The 18,193-nt window shown below is 60.4% G+C and carries 15 protein-coding genes; 3 read left to right on the forward strand and 12 right to left on the reverse strand.

Annotation, left to right across the window (positions count from 1 at the left end):
* Positions 1-35 precede the first annotated feature (35 nt).
* Together AB4Y97_RS09165 and AB4Y97_RS09170 are read left to right on the forward strand one after the other, a co-directional pair.
* Complete coding sequence (locus AB4Y97_RS09165; RefSeq protein WP_441998728.1) at positions 36-800, forward strand: LOG family protein; 765 nt, start codon at positions 36-38, stop codon at positions 798-800.
* Positions 801-902: 102 nt separating this feature from the next.
* On the forward strand, positions 903-1,742 hold the full coding sequence (locus AB4Y97_RS09170; RefSeq protein WP_441998729.1) for a universal stress protein: 840 nt from the start codon (positions 903-905) through the stop codon (positions 1,740-1,742).
* An 85-nt stretch (positions 1,743-1,827) separates the two neighbouring features.
* Here AB4Y97_RS09170 and AB4Y97_RS09175 read toward each other — a convergent pair whose 3' ends face one another.
* From AB4Y97_RS09175 to AB4Y97_RS09230, 12 genes are all read right to left on the reverse strand, one after another.
* Complete coding sequence (locus AB4Y97_RS09175; RefSeq protein WP_441998886.1) at positions 1,828-2,106, reverse strand: c-type cytochrome; 279 nt, start codon at positions 2,104-2,106, stop codon at positions 1,828-1,830.
* Between the two features lie 35 nt (positions 2,107-2,141).
* Positions 2,142-2,546 (reverse strand): hypothetical protein, encoded by a 405-nt coding sequence (locus AB4Y97_RS09180; protein ID WP_441998730.1) that lies wholly within the window; start codon positions 2,544-2,546, stop codon positions 2,142-2,144.
* Between the two features lie 515 nt (positions 2,547-3,061).
* The gene (locus AB4Y97_RS09185; RefSeq protein WP_441998731.1) at positions 3,062-3,832 is read right to left on the reverse strand and encodes an SDR family oxidoreductase; all 771 of its coding nucleotides are present in this window, start codon (positions 3,830-3,832) and stop codon (positions 3,062-3,064) included.
* A 4-nt stretch (positions 3,833-3,836) separates the two neighbouring features.
* Positions 3,837-4,763, reverse strand: coding sequence for a dihydrodipicolinate synthase family protein (locus AB4Y97_RS09190; protein ID WP_441998732.1), 927 nt, complete (start codon positions 4,761-4,763; stop codon positions 3,837-3,839).
* A 365-nt stretch (positions 4,764-5,128) separates the two neighbouring features.
* Complete coding sequence (locus AB4Y97_RS09195; RefSeq protein WP_441998733.1) at positions 5,129-5,764, reverse strand: nucleotidyltransferase family protein; 636 nt, start codon at positions 5,762-5,764, stop codon at positions 5,129-5,131.
* A gap of 4 nt (positions 5,765-5,768) precedes the next feature.
* Positions 5,769-6,815: an XdhC family protein gene (locus tag AB4Y97_RS09200; RefSeq protein WP_441998734.1), complete on the reverse strand. Its 1,047-nt coding sequence runs from the start codon at positions 6,813-6,815 to the stop codon at positions 5,769-5,771.
* A 21-nt stretch (positions 6,816-6,836) separates the two neighbouring features.
* Positions 6,837-9,131, reverse strand: coding sequence for a xanthine dehydrogenase family protein molybdopterin-binding subunit (locus tag AB4Y97_RS09205; protein ID WP_441998735.1), 2,295 nt, complete (start codon positions 9,129-9,131; stop codon positions 6,837-6,839).
* A complete protein-coding gene (locus AB4Y97_RS09210) occupies positions 9,128-10,147 on the reverse strand; it encodes an FAD binding domain-containing protein (protein WP_441998736.1) in 1,020 nt (339 codons plus the stop codon). The genes AB4Y97_RS09205 and AB4Y97_RS09210 overlap by 4 nt, the downstream gene beginning before the upstream one ends.
* Positions 10,144-10,683, reverse strand: coding sequence for a (2Fe-2S)-binding protein (locus tag AB4Y97_RS09215; RefSeq protein ID WP_441998737.1), 540 nt, complete (start codon positions 10,681-10,683; stop codon positions 10,144-10,146). Before AB4Y97_RS09215 ends, AB4Y97_RS09210 begins: the two co-directional genes overlap by 4 nt.
* A gap of 235 nt (positions 10,684-10,918) precedes the next feature.
* Positions 10,919-11,221, reverse strand: a complete 303-nt coding sequence (locus AB4Y97_RS09220; protein ID WP_441998738.1) for a plasmid stabilization protein — start codon at positions 11,219-11,221, stop codon at positions 10,919-10,921.
* A 198-nt stretch (positions 11,222-11,419) separates the two neighbouring features.
* A complete protein-coding gene (ppc, locus tag AB4Y97_RS09225) occupies positions 11,420-14,197 on the reverse strand; it encodes a phosphoenolpyruvate carboxylase (RefSeq protein ID WP_441998739.1) in 2,778 nt (925 codons plus the stop codon).
* Positions 14,198-14,250: 53 nt separating this feature from the next.
* Positions 14,251-15,600: an Hsp70 family protein gene (locus AB4Y97_RS09230; RefSeq protein ID WP_441998740.1), complete on the reverse strand. Its 1,350-nt coding sequence runs from the start codon at positions 15,598-15,600 to the stop codon at positions 14,251-14,253.
* Positions 15,601-15,774: 174 nt separating this feature from the next.
* Between AB4Y97_RS09230 and AB4Y97_RS09235 the strand changes: the two genes are divergently transcribed.
* Complete coding sequence (locus tag AB4Y97_RS09235; protein ID WP_441998741.1) at positions 15,775-18,141, forward strand: Tex family protein; 2,367 nt, start codon at positions 15,775-15,777, stop codon at positions 18,139-18,141.
* Positions 18,142-18,193: the final 52 nt, after the last annotated feature.

An 18,193-nucleotide genomic window follows, 5' to 3' on the forward strand; every position in this document is an offset into this window, starting at 1 on the left:
GGACAAAATCGGGCCTCTGCAAGGAGTTTCAGTCCATGAAGGAAGACAAGCCATCGAACGCAGCGCAGCTCGCGTCGCCGTCGTATCGGCTTCCCGCCCTTGACCAGGATTTCCTCCTGGGCGACTCGATGCGCGGCGTTCGGTTCGAGCTGGAATATGCCAAACCGGAACAATATCTGCGTTCCTGGGGCGTGCGCTCCACCATCGTGGTTTTCGGAAGCGCCCGCGTTCAGGAGCACGGGCCAGGACGGCAGGCCTTCTGGTATGGCGAGGCGCGTTCTTTCGGTGCCATCGCCTCGATGCGGGGCGGCGCGATGGCGGAGGGAAACGGCATCCGTGACAATGTGATCGCAACGGGCGGGGGACCGGGCTTGATGGAAGCCGCCAATAGAGGGGCTGCGGATGTCGGGGCTCCCTCAATCGGCTTCAATATCACCTTGCCGAAAGAACAGGGGCCGAACGCATATTCCACGCCGGAACTTACCTTCCGGTTTCATTATTTCGCGATGCGTAAGATGCATCTGGCCATGCGGGCGAACGCCCTCGTGGTTTTTCCGGGCGGATTCGGCACTCTGGACGAAATGTTCGAGATCCTAAACCTGCGCCAGACCGGCAAGGCTCCAGCTCTGCCAATCGTTCTCTTCGACGAAGCATATTGGCGCAGCGTCATCAATTTCGACGCCCTTGTGGAAAGTGGAATGGTCGATCCCATCGACCAGGATCTCTTGCAGTTTGCCGAAAGCGCCGAGGAAATCTGGACAAAGCTTGTGAGCGGCGGCCTCGTGGCCCATCGCGGCTGATCCTATGGGCATTTTTTCAAAATCTTTGAGTAGAATCAAAGACAGGATAGAATAAACTGGACTAATGGCCCCCTTGAATGAAGCTCAATCAAGGAGACAGGCATGACGGTTCAAGACATCAAGAACATATTGATCGGCTTCTCTCCCGAGCAGGAGATGCCCTCTCATGCACTTCGATATGGTCTCTCTCTGGCACGGCAGGCCGAAGCGCACGCGTCCATTTGCGCTCTGTCGCTGGAAATGACGCTAACTCACGCTTTCGTCAGTAGCGTCGCAGCGGGCCTCGTGGCCGACGAGAACCGCCGCCTTCGCGAAGCGGCCCATGCCGCCGCCGAGCAGGTTCGCCAGGATGCCCTTGCCCAGGGATTATCATGCTCTGCCGAAGTGGTTCAGGAACATTATTCAATCCTGACGATCTCCTTCACCAAACGGGCCCGGATTCATGACGTTACGATTTTCGGCGCCGAGCCGGACGCCCTGAGCCTGAGACGCGGCCTGCTTGAAGAACCTCTCTTCAATGGCGGAAGACCCCTGCTCGTCATTCCACAAAGCATCGATACGTTTCGCGCAAGGACGATCATCGTGGCTTGGGACGGTAGCGCCAAGGCGGCTCGCGCGGTGAATGATGCGCTTCCCTTCCTGAAGACCGCCGAGCACGTGGAAATCCTCGGCGTTCTGGGTGAGAAGGATATTTCCAGATCCGTCCACGGTGCAGAGCTCGCGCCCCATCTTTCCCGCCATGGCGTCAACTGTACCGTCAAGGATCTGGTCGCTTCGAACGGGGATGCCGCCGAAACACTCCGATCCCAGGCGCTTCTGCTCAAGGCAGACATGCTCGTCATGGGCTCCTTCGTCCATTCCCGGTTGCGACAGCTGGTGCTTGGCGGCGTGACCCAGTCGATGCTGAAAAACTGCCCTGTTCCACTCCTTCTCTCCTATTGAGAGGGGGAGAACCGGCATATTGGTGCGAGTATCAAGGTGTAGCGGAAGGGGCCGTGACTTCATCCCTGCCTTGCCTGAGCCCCCGTTACTGAATCGACTTGAGATAAGCGATCAGATCATTGATCTGGGCGGCGTCGAGTTGGAATTCCGGCATCGAAGGATGGCCCGTGGTAATTCCTTCCGCAAAGGCCTCAGCCAAGTCCTCCACCGGATATCGAGCCTGCAATGTCCGGAACGGCGGCGCTTCCGCCAGGGGGCTCTCGCCGTAGCGCCCGATGGCATGGCACTGGGAGCAGTTGGTCTGCGCAAAAATGAATCCACGTTGTATGCGCCCTTCTTGAGAGAAGGACGTATGACTCATCATGGTCACGAAACAGAGAACGACCGCGCGCAACATCGTCAGGCGCCCGGCGCTGTTCCGGCCAGTTTGACTTCCTGAACCGTCACGACCTGAAAAGTATGGAGCTTGTCATCCTCATCCTGGATGGAGACATATTCCCCGGGAATGAAGCGATGTTTGCTGAGCCGATACCCTGCTTCATCATCGCTGCTGCGGTTGGGATCATAGTCAATCATCCAAGTGGCCCCGCCGGAGCCGCCAGGGCGATGGACAAGGATGCCGTGCCGATCGACGTCGCTTCCCCAGAACCGTCGTACCCGACAGTGATTTCGCCTGCTGCGCCACTCGACAGGATCCAACAGCCCATTCTGGTCGAGCGGGGCGATGATCTCATAACCATGTCGCGCGCTGCCCTCCGGATATTCGCTACAGCGAGCGAGGTGAAGCGTAATGCGATGAAGCAATTGACCCTCCAGGACAGACCCTAGAAAAGGAATGCGCAGCCGGAAGCTTAACGAGGCACCGCTCCATTGCCTTGATCTTAATCAAAATCGATACGGCCTATAACGCTGTCCGAGACTAGCCCGGAGGTTGTTCCGGTCCACTCGAGGCGCGATGCAGACGTCGAGCGATCCCAGGCTTTTGCACGCTTGTCCGGAGCCTGCTCGACGGCTTCGTTGATGTCGAGGGTCAGCTTTGAAAAATCGTTGTGCCAGTTCTGCCGCCTAGTGCTCGCGGGCAATGGACGGCAGGACTGGCACCTTGTAGGACTTTCTTGGATCTTTCTTGGTGCGCCTATATCGAAACCTTGCGGGCAACTGAGCGCTGAATGGAGCGTTGACAGGGGGCGCCCTCGCCTATCCGTTATCCGACCAGGACGCTTTACTTGCTGACGACGAAGGATATCTGCAAATTGGCAGCGGCCGGGTAACGTATAGCCAGGGTGATGTCTCGTTTGCCCCACCCTGGCTGATGGCCATCAGGTGCAGGAAATCTGCCCGCCATCGACGCGCAGGATCGAACCTGTCACGAAGGCAGCCTTCTCACTGGCAAGGAAGACCGCCGCTGCGCCGAATTCCTCGATCTCTCCATAACGTCCGGCCGGGATGCCCGCACGCGCGGCGGCCGCTACGTCCTCGACAGAACGGCCGGTCCGCTCCGCATTGGCGGCATCGAGCTGCTTCAATCGGTCGGTGGCGATACGGCCCGGTGCGATGGCATTGACGGTTACGCCGGAAGAGGCAACCTCGGCGGCCAGGGTCTTGCCCCAGCCGACCAGCGCAGGCCGGATCGCGTTGGAGATCGCAAGGTTCGGGATCGGCTGAATCACCCCCGACGAGATCACCGAGATGATGCGGCCAAACTTGCGTTCGACCATGCCCGGCAACAGGTGATCCGCCAAACGCACGAGATTGACGAACATCGCCTCGAACGAGTTACGCCATTGCTCGGACGAAACGCCCTGCGCCTTACCGGGCGGCGGGCCGCCACTGTTCAGAACGAGGATGTCGACCCCGCCGAGCGCGGCCGTCACTTCCTTGGCCAGCGCATCGATCTGATCAGGCTTGCCCGTGTCGCAGATGAAAGGAAGGGCGCCGATCTTGTCGGCCGCCGTCTTCGAGCCTTCCATGGTGCGGCTTGCGATGGCGACGCGAGCGCCCTCTTCCGCAAGTCCCTGAGCGATGCCGAAGCCCAATCCTTTGCTTGCACCGAGAACGAGCGCACGCTTCCCCTTTAGACCTGTTTCCATGATGTCAGGCTCCCTCTTGCGAGCGCTCGATGCGCTCCATCATCCAATTGATATCGGCAATCGTTTCCGGGCTCAGTTTCGGACCGGGCTTGCGCAGCGTGTCCGACGCGATGATGCCGCGCCGCTTCAGGACATACTTGCGCACGGCAAGTCCGAGATTGGGCTGTGTTTCATAACGCACAAGCGGTAGGTGCCGATCGAAGAGATCATGAGCTTCCTTGCGCTTGCCCTGCTTGATGAGATTGACGACGCCGACAAGCATTTCCGGATAAGCGTAACCCGTCATCGCCCCGTCGGCGCCGCGCTCCACCTCGAATGGCAGGAACAGGCCGCCATTGCCGCAAAGGATGGACACCCGGCGCGACTGGCCCTCATCGCTGGCGCGGCGCAGGGTCGTGATCTTGTCGAGGCCAGGCCAGTCCTCATGCTTGAGCATGACGCAGGAAGGATTCTGCTCGATGATCCGCATGATCACCTTCGGCGTCATGACGACATTCGTCACGAGCGGGTAATCCTGAATGACGAAAGGCACATCCGGGCCGATGGCCTCGACCGCATCGGCATAATAGGACACGATCTGATCGTCGGTCCGAAGATTCGAGGGCGGTGCGATCATGACGCCGGCGGCCCCAGCATTCATCACCTTGGCGGACAGCGCCGACATGGCGGCAAAGCCGGCCGCCGACACGCCGACGATCACAGGCACGCGCCCCGCAACGGTCGAGATGACCTGCTTGGCGAAAGCCAGCGATTCTTCGGCGGCCAGCTTCGGCGCTTCGCCCATGATGCCGAGGATCGTAAGGCCTGTGGCGCCGGCCTTCAGAAACGCTTCCACCATGATGTCGGTCGAAGCAGTATCCAGGCGCCCGCTATCATCAAAAGGTGTGGGGCAGATCACATAGACGCCGGCTGCGGAACTTGTGAGCAACATGTCCTCCATGACAGGATGTTTAGGATAGAAGGTCGAGTTATAGCGCCCCTCTCCCCGAATGGGCGAGACGATGGGTGTAGCCCGCATCTCTCTTCAGCGTAACGCAGGCCTTATGCTCAAGGGAGCTCATTGCTGCATTCGTCGTTTTCGGTTTGGGATAGCCGATTGCCGTCTCTGATAGTGCTTTCCGCATATCATGCGCCGAATGGGCCGCACAAGGCAAAGCGGAAGTCTCTATGGCATGGGAAACACTCCCGGCCTTATGGGGCCTGCGATTACATCGTCGTAACATATAACGATAAATAGTATTTTGTTTCTAGTCTCGGGATTCGACAAGGAAACTCACCGCGAATTGCGTGATCGCTCTATGTGACGGGCCTCGAAGGCAAATCCATATCTGCGCCAGCCCTTCCCAAATCCTCCGGGACATCGATATCCAGAAGCACACCGGGATCTCCCGTTGGGATCGCCGCAACAGATGGGCCGAGCTGATCGAGAATTTTCCTGGCTCCAACGTCGCCCGTGAGAGCTGCCATCTGGGAGAACACAAGACGGGATATGAGCACGGGATGCCCGCGCCTTCCTGCATGAACGGGGGCGGCAGCCAGGATGCCGGGGGATGACAGGCTATCGGCGAGGACTGGGAGGATCGTCGCTGGGATGAGCGGCATGTCCCCGAGGAAAATGAAGGCGCCGTCCGACGTTTCAGGTAACGCATCAAGACCTGCGCGAAGGGAGGCGGCAAGACCTTCATGGTGATCGAACGCATGGACAATGCACAGCCTGGTTTGCTGATCGCAGCTCTCGACGAAAGCGCGTGCGGCTGCGGCAACATCGTCCGCATCTGCGCCGGTAACGAGCGTTACGCTTTTGACAGGAGCGTGAATGGCGGTTTTAAGAGCTCCATTGAGAAGGACTCCACCTTTCCAGGGCGCGAGGAGCTTGCGTCCGCCGAACCGGGATCCTGCGCCACCCGCCAGCACGAGGGCATGAAGCTCCATCGGGTCAGGCCGCCGCTTGGTCCGGCAGCGACTGCATTGCCCGGACGGCATTGGCGCTCTGGATAACTTCAGCAATCACGCTGATTGCGATTTCCCAAGGCGCATATCCGCCAATATCCAAGCCGATGGGAGCTTTGAGACGAGATAAGTTTTCGGACGAGATGCCCGCTTCTGCAAGGTGTGCAAATATTCGAGGGAGCCGTCGGCTGCTGCCCAGAAGACCGATATAGCCTGCTCTCGATGAAAGAGCGGCAACAAGGGCTTCATGATCGTCGTCCTCCTGATGCATGGCTACAGCCACTGCCGTCCAGGGATCCAGTCCGATCCGTTGCAGAGCCTTAGATGGTGTCTGGCGCAGATAACGGACCCCTAAAAGAGGCAGCGTTGGGGGCCCCTTCGGCCGAACGAGCAGCACCTCCATGCCGACCTGTTGCGCCAGCGTCGCCATGGCTAAAGCGGTCGGATCATGCCCGAGAACGACTAAGCGTTGGCGAGGTTCGAACCAGCGATAAACGACTTCGCTTTGTGCGTATTGGCCAGCTTTCTCTCCTGCGCTTCGGGCAGAGAAACAGGCTGACTGGAAAATGTCGCCCAGGTCGTACGAGGATCCCGCCTGCGATAGGCACGTACGGATATTTCCATCGCTCACCCACAGGGCAGTTTCGCGGTGCGCTGACAGTTCGAGTAGACGATGTGCCGCCTGATCATCGGCCCGAACGCGTTCGACAAGCAGCTCTAGGCGCCCGCCACAAGGCAGGCGAATATCGACAGGTCCACCTTGCCCGTAAACCAATCGGCGCGGCTGACCGTCGCCCAAGACAGCGAGCGCATGATGGGTTACATCCGTCTCAATGCACCCACCGGAAAGATAGCCCGAGATGCTATTTCTCGTGACAAGCATCTGCGCCCCAAGACCACGCGGAGAGCCTCCGATCGCTCCGTAAAGTGTAACGAGTACCGCGTCTTCACCGGCTTGCAGCGCCGACGCAAGCATCGGGCGCATATCGCCGCTCAGTCCGAAATCCGGCCAGTCAGCCTTGGCGATCTCCAACGCTGATTCCATCATGTTGCCTCAGAGAAGGTCTTCGATCCTGATAGGCAGTTCGCGGATTCGCCGCCCCGTTGCATGGTAGACCGCGTTGGCGACAGCTGCGTTGGTGCCGACATTGCCCAGTTCTCCAAGGCCCTTGATGCCAAGCGCGTTCACCTTGCTGTCCTCCTCCGGAACGAAAATAACTTCGACATCGCGAATGTCGGCATTCACGGGGATCAGGTATTCTGCAAGATCGTCATTGACATAACGGGCCGTACGTCTGTCGATCTCCGTTGCCTCGTGAAGAGCCGAGCCAACGCCCCAGATCAGGCCGCCGAGAAGCTGGCTGCGGGCTGTCGTCGGGCTGATGATGCGCCCGGCGGCAAAAGCTCCGACAAGACGCGGAACGCGGATCTCGCGGGTGCGCTTGTGGATACGCACCTCCACGAATTCGGCGCCGAGAGCATATTGAACATGGTCGCCGGCCGATGTGCCGGGCGTCATGACGGGTATCCCTTTGGACAGCAACGTATGCCCCAGCAATTTGATCGCTCCCGAGGCCACTTCAGGGGTATATTTCGAATGCGCTTCGACAGGCCCGAAACCGAGACGCGCGAGCGCATCCTTCAGCGGCTCCTTCTTTCCCTCATCTGTGACGAGCATGCCGTGGCTCAAATGGATCGAGGCCGGATCGACACCCCGCATCGGGCCGTCGGAGTGCACCGCCGCCTGCGCCAGACGCTCCCGAATATCCTCGCAAGCCTCGGCGACGGAATTGCAGATGCTTGCCGTCGCATTGGAGCCTCCTGCAACCGGCGCGGGCGGGAGAGTGCTGTCACCCAACTCGACATTGACGTCTTCCAGTGCAACACCAAGGAACTCCGCCGCCGTGAGGGCAATCGCCGTATAGGCGCCAGTACCGATATCATGGCCTGCTGTTTGAACGCGCACGGTCCCGTTCGGAGCGAGGGTCACACGCGCTTCCGAAGGGGCGACATTCGTTGGATAGCAAGCTGTCGCGCAGCCCCATCCGATGAGCCAGTCGCCATCCTGCATCGAGCCCGGTTCAGGTTTGCGCTTCGACCAGCCGAAAGCCTCGGCAGCCTTGTCGTAACAGGCCATCAGGGAGCGACTCGAATAAGGCTTCTGATTGACCGGATTGACCTTGGTGTCATTGATGCGTCGAAGTTCGACCGGATCCAGGGCGAGCGCGACGGCGAGCTCATCCATGGCGCTTTCCAGGGCGAACATATAGGGCACTTCAGGGGGCGAGCGCATGAATCCCGGCGTACTGCGATCCGCGTGTACCACATTGACCTTGGTATAAACGTTCGGGCAGGCGTAAAGCAAAGACGTGGTTTCCGTACCTGCGACCTTGTAGGAATCAGGACGGGAGGAAACCTCCCAGCCTTCATGCGACAGGGATGTCAGCTTGCCGGCTCGATCGGCACCGAGTTTCATATGATGCTGAGTCTCCGCGCGATAGCTCGACACTGTATATCCCTGCTCGCGCGTCGCCACGAGTTTGACCGGCCTGTTGAGGCGTTTGGCGGCAAGTGCGATGAGGGCCGTGCGCGGCGTGACTGCCGCTTTGGACCCAAAAGCGCCACCAACGAAAGGCGATACTGCACGAACCCTATCCGGATTGATGCCGAGCTGTTTGGCAACGCCGTTTTTCAGCCCATAGACATACTGGCTCGGCTCGTAGACTGTCAGCTGATCGCCGGACCAGACGCAGGTCGTCGTGAACAACTCGATAGAGTTATGGTGTTGTGTAGGCGTCGTGTAATAGACATCGACCTTGACGGCAGCTTCCTCGAAAGCTTTATCCGCATTGCCGACCTTCGGATTTGAACTCGAAAGCGGGTTGGATATCTGGCGCGGTTGCGGCCTGCGCTCGTCAAATCCGGGTGTGGCCTTGCGTTCCACATAATCGACCCGGACCTTGTACGCCGCTTCGCGCGCCGCCTCATAGGTTTCCGCAATGACGATGGCAATGATCTGGCCCTCGTGCCAGATCTTGGGTGAATCCATCGGCATGATCGTCGTGGACGCATGGCCCCCGTTGGAGAAGAAACGTGCCTTGCGCAGTTTTCCCTTGGTATTCTCGTAGGTGAGAATGTCGAGAACCCCATCGACCGCCTGCGCGTCCTCAAGATGAAATTCCTTGATCCGTCCACGCGCAATCGAGCTTGTGACTAGGAAGGCATAGGCCATGTCTTCGAGCGGCACGTCGGAAGGATAGCATGCAGCACCCGTCACCTTCAGCCGGCCGTCGATGCGCGGCACCGGCTTTCCGATCATGCCGCCTTCAATTCGGGTGGGAGCGTTCATGAGCGGACCTCCAGCGATGCCGCAGCAAGAAGGGCGCGGACAATCGTGTTCCGCCCAAGCTCGGGTTTGAAATCATTGTGAGCATGCGTTCGAGCGGAGGCGAAGGCGGCCTCAGCGGCGGCAGTCGCATTGGCTTCATCGAGGGCTTTGCCCATGAGGAAAGCTTCTGCTTCTCCGGCGCGCCAAGGAACGGTGGCGACGCCGCCGAGGGCGATCCTCACATCGCGCACCATCTCATCCTTGAGATCGAGAGCCACGGCCGCAGATGCCAAGGCGAATTCATAGGATTCACGGTCACGCACCTTCAGATAAAGCGAACGCCGCGCCCAAGGCCTTGCCGGGATGTTGAATCCGGTGATGATTTCGCCGGGCCTGAGCGTGGTCTCGATATGCGGCGTATCGCCCGGAAGCCGGTGGAGCTGATGGAACGGCATGCTGTGCTTGCCGTCAGGTCCCATGATCTGCAGGGTGGCATCAAGCACCATGAGAGCCTGCGCAAAATCTCCGGGATAGGTCGCAATGCAGTGATCGCTGACGCCGAGCACCGCATGATTACGGTTGCTTCCTTCCATGGCCGCACAGCCGCTGCCGGGATCGCGCTTGTTGCAGGCTTGCCAGGATACGTCCCGGAAATAATGGCAGCGGGTTCGCTGCAGCACGTTTCCGCCAAGGCTTGCCATGTTGCGCAATTGCGCGCTCGCCCCGAGCTTGAGGGCCTGTGCGATCACTGGATACTCCCGCTCGACATTGGGATGATGCGCTACGGCACTCATGCGGGCGAGTGCCCCTAGGCGAAGCCCGTTGCCATCAAGGGTGATTTCGGAAAGCGACTTTTCGAGAGGATTGATATCGATCAGCCGATCCGGGCTCATCACGTCGATCTTCATGAGATCGAGCAGGGTCGTGCCACCGGCGAGAAATTGAATCGGAGCACGGATATGTGCATCAGCCTGAACCGAGGCGCTTTTGACTGCGCTTTCCAGATCGCGGGCGCGCTCATAAGCAAAGGGCCTCATGAACGCTCTCCCTTCATCTCATCCCTGGTCTGCCTGACGGCTGCGACGATATTCGGATAAGCAGCGCAACGGCAGAGATTGCCGCTCATATATTCACGAATATCATCATCCGTTTCCGCCAACCCCTCGGTCACGCAGGCGACGGCGGACATGATCTGGCCGGGCGTGCAATAGCCGCACTGGAAGGCATCGTGATCCATGAAGGCCTGCTGCATGGGATGGAGTCTTCCCTCGTCAGGCGCCAGCCCTTCGATGGTGGTGACGGCCTTGCCCTCGACGGTGGCGGCAAGCGTCAAGCAGGACAAAACACGCTGCCCGTCCACATGAACGGTGCAGGCGCCACATTGTCCATGATCGCAGCCCTTCTTGGAGCCGGTGAGCGACAGATGCTCCCGAAGAGCGTCGAGCAGCGTTACTCTCGGATCGACGGATAGCCTATGATCGCGTCCGTTGACGGAGAGGACGATGTCAAGCGTTCCAGAAGTGGTTTTGCGCCGGGAGGAAACCGGCGTTTTCAGAGGTGAATATGCATCCATTCTTGTTCCCCAGATTCCTGAAGGGATTAGGGAGGGCTGCAGAAAATCCGGTGCGCGAGCTAATAGAGCCGAGCCTTGCCACCTTCGAATAATGATAACCAAGGGAACTGAGCGAGGTTCCTATGCGCAGCCGTGAATAATCGGTCGTCAGCCACCGGCCAGCATTTCACTTCCTGGACCGTACGGATGCGGCCGATCATGATATCGGCCACATCACAATGAGACGGTCCTTCGATCAACTCGCCTTGCGCTTTCGGGTCTCTGCGGCCTTCTTGGCTGAGGCAGAGCGTGCTGCAGCCGGGCGGGCCGCAGAAGCGGCACCGCCACGCTTGCCGCCGAGCTTCGAGGATGTATGGGTATCCTCCTTACCGCGCCCCGAGCCACTCTTGTTGCCGCCGCCAGTCTCCTTGTTGACGGTCGCCCAGGCGCGCCGTTCGGCTTCTTTTTCGGAAACGCCTCGGCTCTCATAGGAATCTTCGATATGTTCGGCTTGGCGCTTCTGCTTGTCGGTATAAGCCGACTTGCCACCACGAGGCATCTCGTTCTCCTTGTCTGCTCAGGTCCTGAGAAGCCATAATCGATATGGCCTCTGAACGCCTAAACCGAGCGGGACCAGTTTGGTTCCGGGGAGGGCCCCAAACTCCATGTCCGATCATGATTTCTTGAGACAGGTCGCACTCGATTCTGATGCGGCATGGCTATCCGGCAAATCTGGAGCGCCTTACCGGGTCGCGCTCTAGCCACTGTTGCGCAGGCCTGCGGCAATGCCGTTGATCGACAGATGGATGCCCTGCACGACGCGTTCGTCCGCATCGCCCGCGCGATGGCGTTTCAGCAGCTCGATCTGGAGGTGATTCAGCGGGTCGAGATAGGGGAAGCGGTTGCGGATCGAGCGCGCTAGCAGCGGATTGCGGTCGAGCATCGTATTCTGCCCGGTAATCGCCAGAAGCTTAGCGATGGAATCCTCCCATTCTCGCCGAAGACGTGGGAAGATCGCCTCACGCAGGCCCTCATCCTCCACCAGCTTGGCATAGCGGGAGGCGATGGCGATGTTGCTCTTGGCGAGCACCATGTCCATGTTCGACAGAAGCGCCTCGAAAAAAGGCCATTCGCGATACATTTCCTGCAGCAGTGCGAGGCCCGTATCGGGATGCGCCTTAAGCCAGGCATTCACCGCGGAACCGAAGCCATACCATCCCGGCAGCATCAGGCGACACTGGGCCCAGCCGAAGACCCACGGAATGGCGCGCAGATCCTCGATACGGCGGGAATTGGTGCGCGAGGCGGGACGGCTTCCGATGTTCAGATGGGCGATTTCGCCGATGACGGTCGATTCCCAGAAATAGCGCTCGAAGCCTTCGGTCTCGTAGACGAGGTTGCGATAGGCCTTGTAGGCACTGTCGGAAAGCTCCTCCATCGCCTTGAGATATTCCTCGCGCGGCGCGGGCGAGCCGGTATGCAGGAGGGACGCCTCAAGCGTTGCCGCCGCCAGAATTTCGAGATTGCGGCGTCCGAGATCGGGATTGGAATATTTGCCTGCGATCACCTCGCCTTGTTCGGTGATACGGATCGCGCCTTGCACTGCGCCGCCCGGCTGGGCCAAAATAGCCTGATAACTCGGCCCGCCGCCACGTCCGACGGAGCCGCCGCGGCCATGGAACAGGCGCAAGGCTACGCCGTGGCGTTTGAAGACCTCGATGAGCTCGATCTCGGCCTTGTAAAGTTCCCAGCCCGAGGTGAGGAAGCCGCCGTCCTTATTGCTGTCGGAATACCCCAGCATCACTTCCTGCGCCTGATCGCGGCTGCGCAGAAAGCGCATGTAATCCGGCATGGAGAAGAGTTCGTCCATCACGCGGCTACACTGGCGCAGGTCGCCGATGGTTTCGAAAAGCGGGATGATATTGACGCTCATCTCGCCGTCACGCGGGCGCAGCAGGCCGACCTCCTTGAGAAGCAGCGCTACTTCCAGGATGTCCGACGGGGTGCTCGCTTTGGAGATGACGTAGTTCGGCACGGCAGCCCTGCCATAGCGCTTGTGCGCTTCGGCCGCCTCATGAACGATGGCGAGTTCGGAAGCCGTCTCCTGCGAGTAATCGAGATAGGGCGAAGTCAGCGGACGCGGCGTGCGAAGCTCCTCCAGGAGCAGGGCAATGCGGCCTTCTTCCGACAACCCGGCATATCCGATGCCGGGACTGGCCTTTTCGAAAAGCTCGCCGACGACGCGCTCGTGGACATCGGAATTCTGGCGCAGGTCGAGGCTCGCGAGGTGGAAGCCGAACACGTCGACGGCGCGACGCAGCTTGCGCAACCGTCCGCGCGCGAGCGTCCCCGAGCCGTTCGACATGAGCGAGCGGTGCAGGGTCGAAAGGTCTCCCTCGAGTTCATCCACACCCGCATAAGCGGGCGCTTCGCCGACCGCGTGGCGCGCAACCTCGCCATGGCCGAGGGCCGTGGCGGTGGCGGCAAGCCGCGCATAGATGCCCGAGATCGCCCGGCGATAGGGCTCGTCCTGCCGGTGAGGCGAGAGATCGGGGGAGATGTCGGCAAGCTTCTGAAGCTGCTCGGACACGCTGACATAGCGCCCATCCAAGGATAGTTCGCTGCCGAGCAGATTGATTTCTTCGAGATAGAAGCCGAGCGCCTGTCGGCTCTGAAGCAGAAGCGCCTGGCGCAGGGCATCTGCTGTGACGAAGGGATTGCCATCCCGGTCGCCGCCGATCCAGCTTCCCATGCGAAGGAAGGAGGGTAGTTCCAGCGTCGTCCAGAGGGGATCCATGACTGCCAGCTGATCCTCCAGGGAGGCGTAGAAGCGCGGCAACTCCTGGAAGAAAGTGTAGTCGTAATAGGAGAGGCCGTTCATGACCTCGTCGATGACCTTGAGCCGGTTGCGGCGCAGGATACTGGTTTGCCACAGGGTGAGGATCGCCCGGCGCAGGGCCTCTTCGCTCGTGGCTATCTCCTCCGGAGTCAGCCGCTGTCGGTCGCGCTGAGCCAGAATCTGCGCGACCTCCATTTCCCGGTCGATGGTGCTTTTTCGGCGTACCTCAGTGGGATGAGCGGTGAGAACCGGACAGACCAGGGCGGAGCTGAAGAAGCGCTGGAGATCGCTTTGCGTGACGCCCGCCTCCCGAGCAAGCTTCAAGGCCCGCGCAATCGTGCCCTCGCGTGGCGCGGAGGCCGCCATGGCATGGGCGCGGGAACGGCGCACATGGTGCTGGTCCTCTGCAATGTTGGCAAGGTGCGAGAAATAGCTGTAGGCCCGGATGATCTGGTTCGTCCGCCCGTGCGAGAGGCTGTTCAGGGTCGTCTCCAACTCCCGCCGAGCTGCCTCGTCCTCATCCCGGTGGAAGCGGATCGAGGTCTGGCGGATGCGCTCGACGATCTCGAACGCCGCCTCGCCCTCCTGTTCGCGGATCGTGTCCCCGAGGAGACGACCGAGAAGCCGGATATCGTCGCGGAGCGGAAGATCCTTGTCGGGGGTAACGTCGAGATAGGTCGCGGACACGGCAAGCACTCGCTTCGTTTCAGCTTTTTGCTGCACCTGCGAATAAAACGCCTCGTCGGGCCTCACGGCAAGAGCAATGTTGCAGCCCTGTCCGGATCGGCCTCCGCGATGGCCCAGCGCCCCGGATCCTCCGCCTGGCCGATCAGGGCCAAGCCATAGGCGATGGATTCGAACTGATCCGCCGAGGTCAGGCGGCTTTCGCCAAAACGATCCAGGAACAGGCGGCGGATGGCGGGAACGAAAGATGTCCCGCCTGTCAGGAACACCTTATCGATATCATCCGGCCCAACACCCGCCTTGGCGAGCGCCCGATCGATCGTCTCGGCGATCCGCGCTACGTCGTCGCCGATCCAGCCCTCGAATTGCCGTTGCGTAATATCGCCCCGAATGTCGACACCCTCGCCGTGGAAATGGAACTCGGTCTCGTCCTGGGAGGACAAAGCCACCTTCGTGGAAGACACGGAGCGATAGAGAGCAAAACCAAGGTCGTACTCGACGATATCGATGAATTTCTCCAATGGCTCCGGATCGAGAGCGACGCGGGCAAGTTCCCGCAGTTCTTTGAGATCGCCACTACCTTTCATCATCGCCAACTGATTCCAGCGGGCGAAATTGGCGTAATAGTGATTCGGGACCGAGAGGATCTTTCCCATCGAGCGATAGCTTCCACCCTTCCCCAGGCGCGGAGAAACGACGTGATCGACGATGCGGTAGTCGAAGGCGTCGCCGGCAATGCCGATACCCGCATGGCCCAAGGGCTCCGCCCGGAGAATGCCACCCGAGCGCGAGAACCGCATGACGGAGAAATCGCTGGTGCCGCCGCCGAAATCGGCCACGAGCACAGTGGCATCACGCTTAAGCTGTCGGGCGTAGAAGAATGCGGCGCCGACAGGCTCGTAGACGTAATGGGCGTGTTCCGCCCCCAATTTGCCGAAGGCCGCCCGGTAGCGGCGCATGGCGAGTTCGTCGTTCGGGTTGAACCCGGCGAACTGGACGGGTCGGCCGATCACCACATTCCTGGCCGATAGGTCCATCTGCGCGCCGCCATGTCGCAGGAGCGTGCGTACGAACGCGCTCAACAGGTCTTCGAAACGATACCGGTCGCGGAAAATTCGGGTTTCCTGGAAGGTTGCACTTGCGGCGAAGGTCTTGAAGGACTGGATGAAGCGGTGCGCGGTCAATCCTTCAAGAAACTGTTCGATGGCCCAGGGACCACCTTCCACATGGGTGCGCAATCCGTTGCCGTGGCGCTCGTCCCAGAAACAAAGGGCGGTCACGTAGACCTTGAGCTTCGCGCCCCCATGCTCGAAGGTCAGCGCCTCGACCCGTCCTGTGGCGTCGGCAATGGCAACGACCGTATTGCTCGTGCCGAAATCGATGCCGATGGAAATGTTTTGGGAAGCAAGAGACATAGCGAACCCGGGCGGTCTGGCGGACAGGGCCGGACGGTCTATCCTCCAAGTCCCCAGAGGCCAAGCAGAATCTCATTTACCCAACGGAATCCCACCCCATCGCGAAGCGCCGCAAGTTGACCAGAGGATGCGCGGCACCGTAGAAGCCGCGCCTTGTCCCACTCGGAGAGATTCATGCAATCCATCGGTCAGCGCATCGCGAACGAGTTGAACGTTCAGGAATGGCAGGTGAAGGCAGCCGTCGACCTGCTTGATGGCGGCGCGACCGTGCCCTTCATCGCGCGCTACCGAAAGGAAGTTACCGGCACCCTCGACGACGCCCAGCTGCGCACCCTGGAGGAGCGCCTGCGGTATCTGCGTGAGCTGGAAGACCGCCGGAAGGCGATTTTCGACAGCATTCGCGAGCAGGGCAAGCTGACGGACGAGTTGGCGGCTCAGCTCAACAGCGCGGATACGAAAGCCCGCCTCGAAGACCTGTACCTCCCCTACAAGCCGAAACGCCGCACCAAGGCCCAGATCGCAAAGGAAGCGGGACTGGAACCGCTGGCCGACCTGCTGCTCGGCGATCCCAGCCGCGATCCGAAGGAATCCGCAGCCGCCTTCGTCAACGCCGAGAAGGAGATTGCGACATCCGAAGCAGCTCTCGAAGGCGCTCGCGCCATCCTGGGGGAGCGTTTTTCCGAGAATGCCGAGCTTGTCGGAACCCTGCGCGAGACCTACTGGCAGCGCGGTCGTCTGACCTCGACCGTGCGGGAGGGCAAGAAAACCGATGGCGCGAAATTCGCTGATTACTTCGATTTTGCTGAGCCCCTGACCAAGCTTCCCTCGCACCGGATTCTCGCCCTGTTCCGTGGCGAGAAGGAAGAAGTTCTCGACCTGCGGATGGAGGAGGACAAGGACAACAACGAAACAGGTTATGTCAGCCCTTATGAGGGCCGCACGGCTTTGGCTTTCGGCATTTCCGATAAGGGCCGCGCCGGCGACCGCTGGCTTCTCGACACGGTGCGCTGGGCGTGGCGCACGAAACTGCGCTTCTCGATCGAGCTCGACATGAAGATGCGCCTTTGGCAACTGGCCGAGGACGAAGCAGTGAAGGTATTCGCGGGCAATCTGCGCGACCTCCTGCTGGCCGCGCCGGCAGGCACACGTCCGACACTCGGCCTCGATCCCGGCTATCGCACCGGCGTCAAGGTCGCGGTGGTGGATGCCACCGGAAAGGTCGTCGCGACCGACACGATCTATCCGCACGAGCCGAAGCGGCAATGGGATGAATCCATCGCCGTACTGGCAAGGCTCTGCCGCGTCCACAAGGTCGAACTCGTCGCCATCGGGAATGGCACGGCCAGCCGCGAGACCGACAAGCTCGCGGCCGAGCTCGTGTCGAAATATCCCGATCTCAAGCTGACGAAGATCATGGTCTCGGAGGCGGGCGCATCGGTCTATTCGGCCTCGGCCTATGCGAGCCAGGAATTGCCGGATCTCGATGTTTCGCTGCGCGGCGCTGTATCGATCGCGCGTCGCCTGCAGGATCCGCTGGCGGAACTCGTGAAGATCGATCCGAAATCCATCGGCGTCGGCCAATACCAGCACGACCTTGCCGAGCACAAGCTGTCGCGCTCCCTCGACGCGGTGGTGGAGGATTGCGTGAACGCGGTCGGCGTCGATCTCAACACCGCCTCCGCTCCACTCTTGTCCCGTGTCTCGGGCCTTGGCGAATGGGTGGCGCAGAACATCGTGTCCCACCGCAACGCCAATGGCCCGTTCCGGACCCGCAAGACCCTGAGCAACGTCATGGGCCTGGGGCCGAAGACCTTCGAACAGGCGGCGGGCTTCCTGCGCATTCCAAATGGCGACGACCCTCTCGATGCTTCGGGTGTCCATCCGGAAACCTATCCAGTCGTGCGCCGGATTCTTGAAGCGACGAAAAGCGACATCAAGGTCGTGATCGGCAACAGCTCCATCCTGAAGACGCTCAGGCCCGACAGTTTCACCGACGACAAGTTCGGCCTGCCGACCGTGAAGGATATCCTGAGTGAACTGGAAAAGCCGGGCCGTGACCCGCGTCCGGAATTCAAGACTGCAACCTTCATGGATGGTGTCGAAAAGATTGACGACTTGAAGCCTGGCATGATGCTGGAAGGCGTCGTGACGAACGTGGCGGCTTTCGGCGCCTTCGTCGATGTGGGCGTCCATCAGGACGGGCTCGTCCACATCTCGGCCCTGTCCGATACCTTCGTGAAGGATCCGCGCGCGGTCGTGAAACCGGGCGATATCGTGCGCGTCAAGGTGCTTGAAGTCGATAAGGCCCGCAAGCGTATCTCGCTGACGATGCGCATGAACGATCCGGTGGAGAAGAACCCGCCCCCTCGCGGCATGGATAACCGCACGTCCTTCGAGAAGCCGCGCCCTGCGCCAGGATCGGACAGGAAGCCATCCGGCAACGGGGCAAAGGATTCCGGCGGAGCCCTCGCGGATGCCTTGCGGCGCGCGGGCCTGTCGCATGCTCCGGGCGGCGACAAGGGCAAAAATCCGCGCGGCTAGAGCATCGGACCCAAAAGTGGAGTCCACTTTTGGGTCCGATGCTCATTTCCTT

This window comes from Microvirga sp. 2TAF3 (assembly GCF_052114965.1).
Lineage (GTDB): Bacteria > Pseudomonadota > Alphaproteobacteria > Rhizobiales > Beijerinckiaceae > Microvirga.

Bases quoted from the DNA above. Each gene is read 5' to 3' on its own strand.
- AB4Y97_RS09165 (WP_441998728.1), top strand. From the start codon at position 36: ATGAAGGAAGACAAGCCATCGAACGCAGCGCAGCTCGCGTCGCCGTCG.
- AB4Y97_RS09170 (WP_441998729.1), top strand. From the start codon at position 903: ATGACGGTTCAAGACATCAAGAACATATTGATCGGCTTCTCTCCCGAG.
- AB4Y97_RS09175 (WP_441998886.1), bottom strand. From the start codon at position 2,106: ATGATGAGTCATACGTCCTTCTCTCAAGAAGGGCGCATACAACGTGGA.
- AB4Y97_RS09185 (WP_441998731.1), bottom strand. From the start codon at position 3,832: ATGGAAACAGGTCTAAAGGGGAAGCGTGCGCTCGTTCTCGGTGCAAGC.
- AB4Y97_RS09190 (WP_441998732.1), bottom strand. From the start codon at position 4,763: ATGTTGCTCACAAGTTCCGCAGCCGGCGTCTATGTGATCTGCCCCACA.
- AB4Y97_RS09195 (WP_441998733.1), bottom strand. From the start codon at position 5,764: ATGGAGCTTCATGCCCTCGTGCTGGCGGGTGGCGCAGGATCCCGGTTC.
- AB4Y97_RS09205 (WP_441998735.1), bottom strand. From the start codon at position 9,131: ATGAACGCTCCCACCCGAATTGAAGGCGGCATGATCGGAAAGCCGGTG.
- AB4Y97_RS09210 (WP_441998736.1), bottom strand. From the start codon at position 10,147: ATGAGGCCCTTTGCTTATGAGCGCGCCCGCGATCTGGAAAGCGCAGTC.
- AB4Y97_RS09215 (WP_441998737.1), bottom strand. From the start codon at position 10,683: ATGGATGCATATTCACCTCTGAAAACGCCGGTTTCCTCCCGGCGCAAA.
- AB4Y97_RS09220 (WP_441998738.1), bottom strand. From the start codon at position 11,221: ATGCCTCGTGGTGGCAAGTCGGCTTATACCGACAAGCAGAAGCGCCAA.
- AB4Y97_RS09230 (WP_441998740.1), bottom strand. From the start codon at position 15,600: ATGTCTCTTGCTTCCCAAAACATTTCCATCGGCATCGATTTCGGCACG.
- AB4Y97_RS09235 (WP_441998741.1), top strand. From the start codon at position 15,775: ATGCAATCCATCGGTCAGCGCATCGCGAACGAGTTGAACGTTCAGGAA.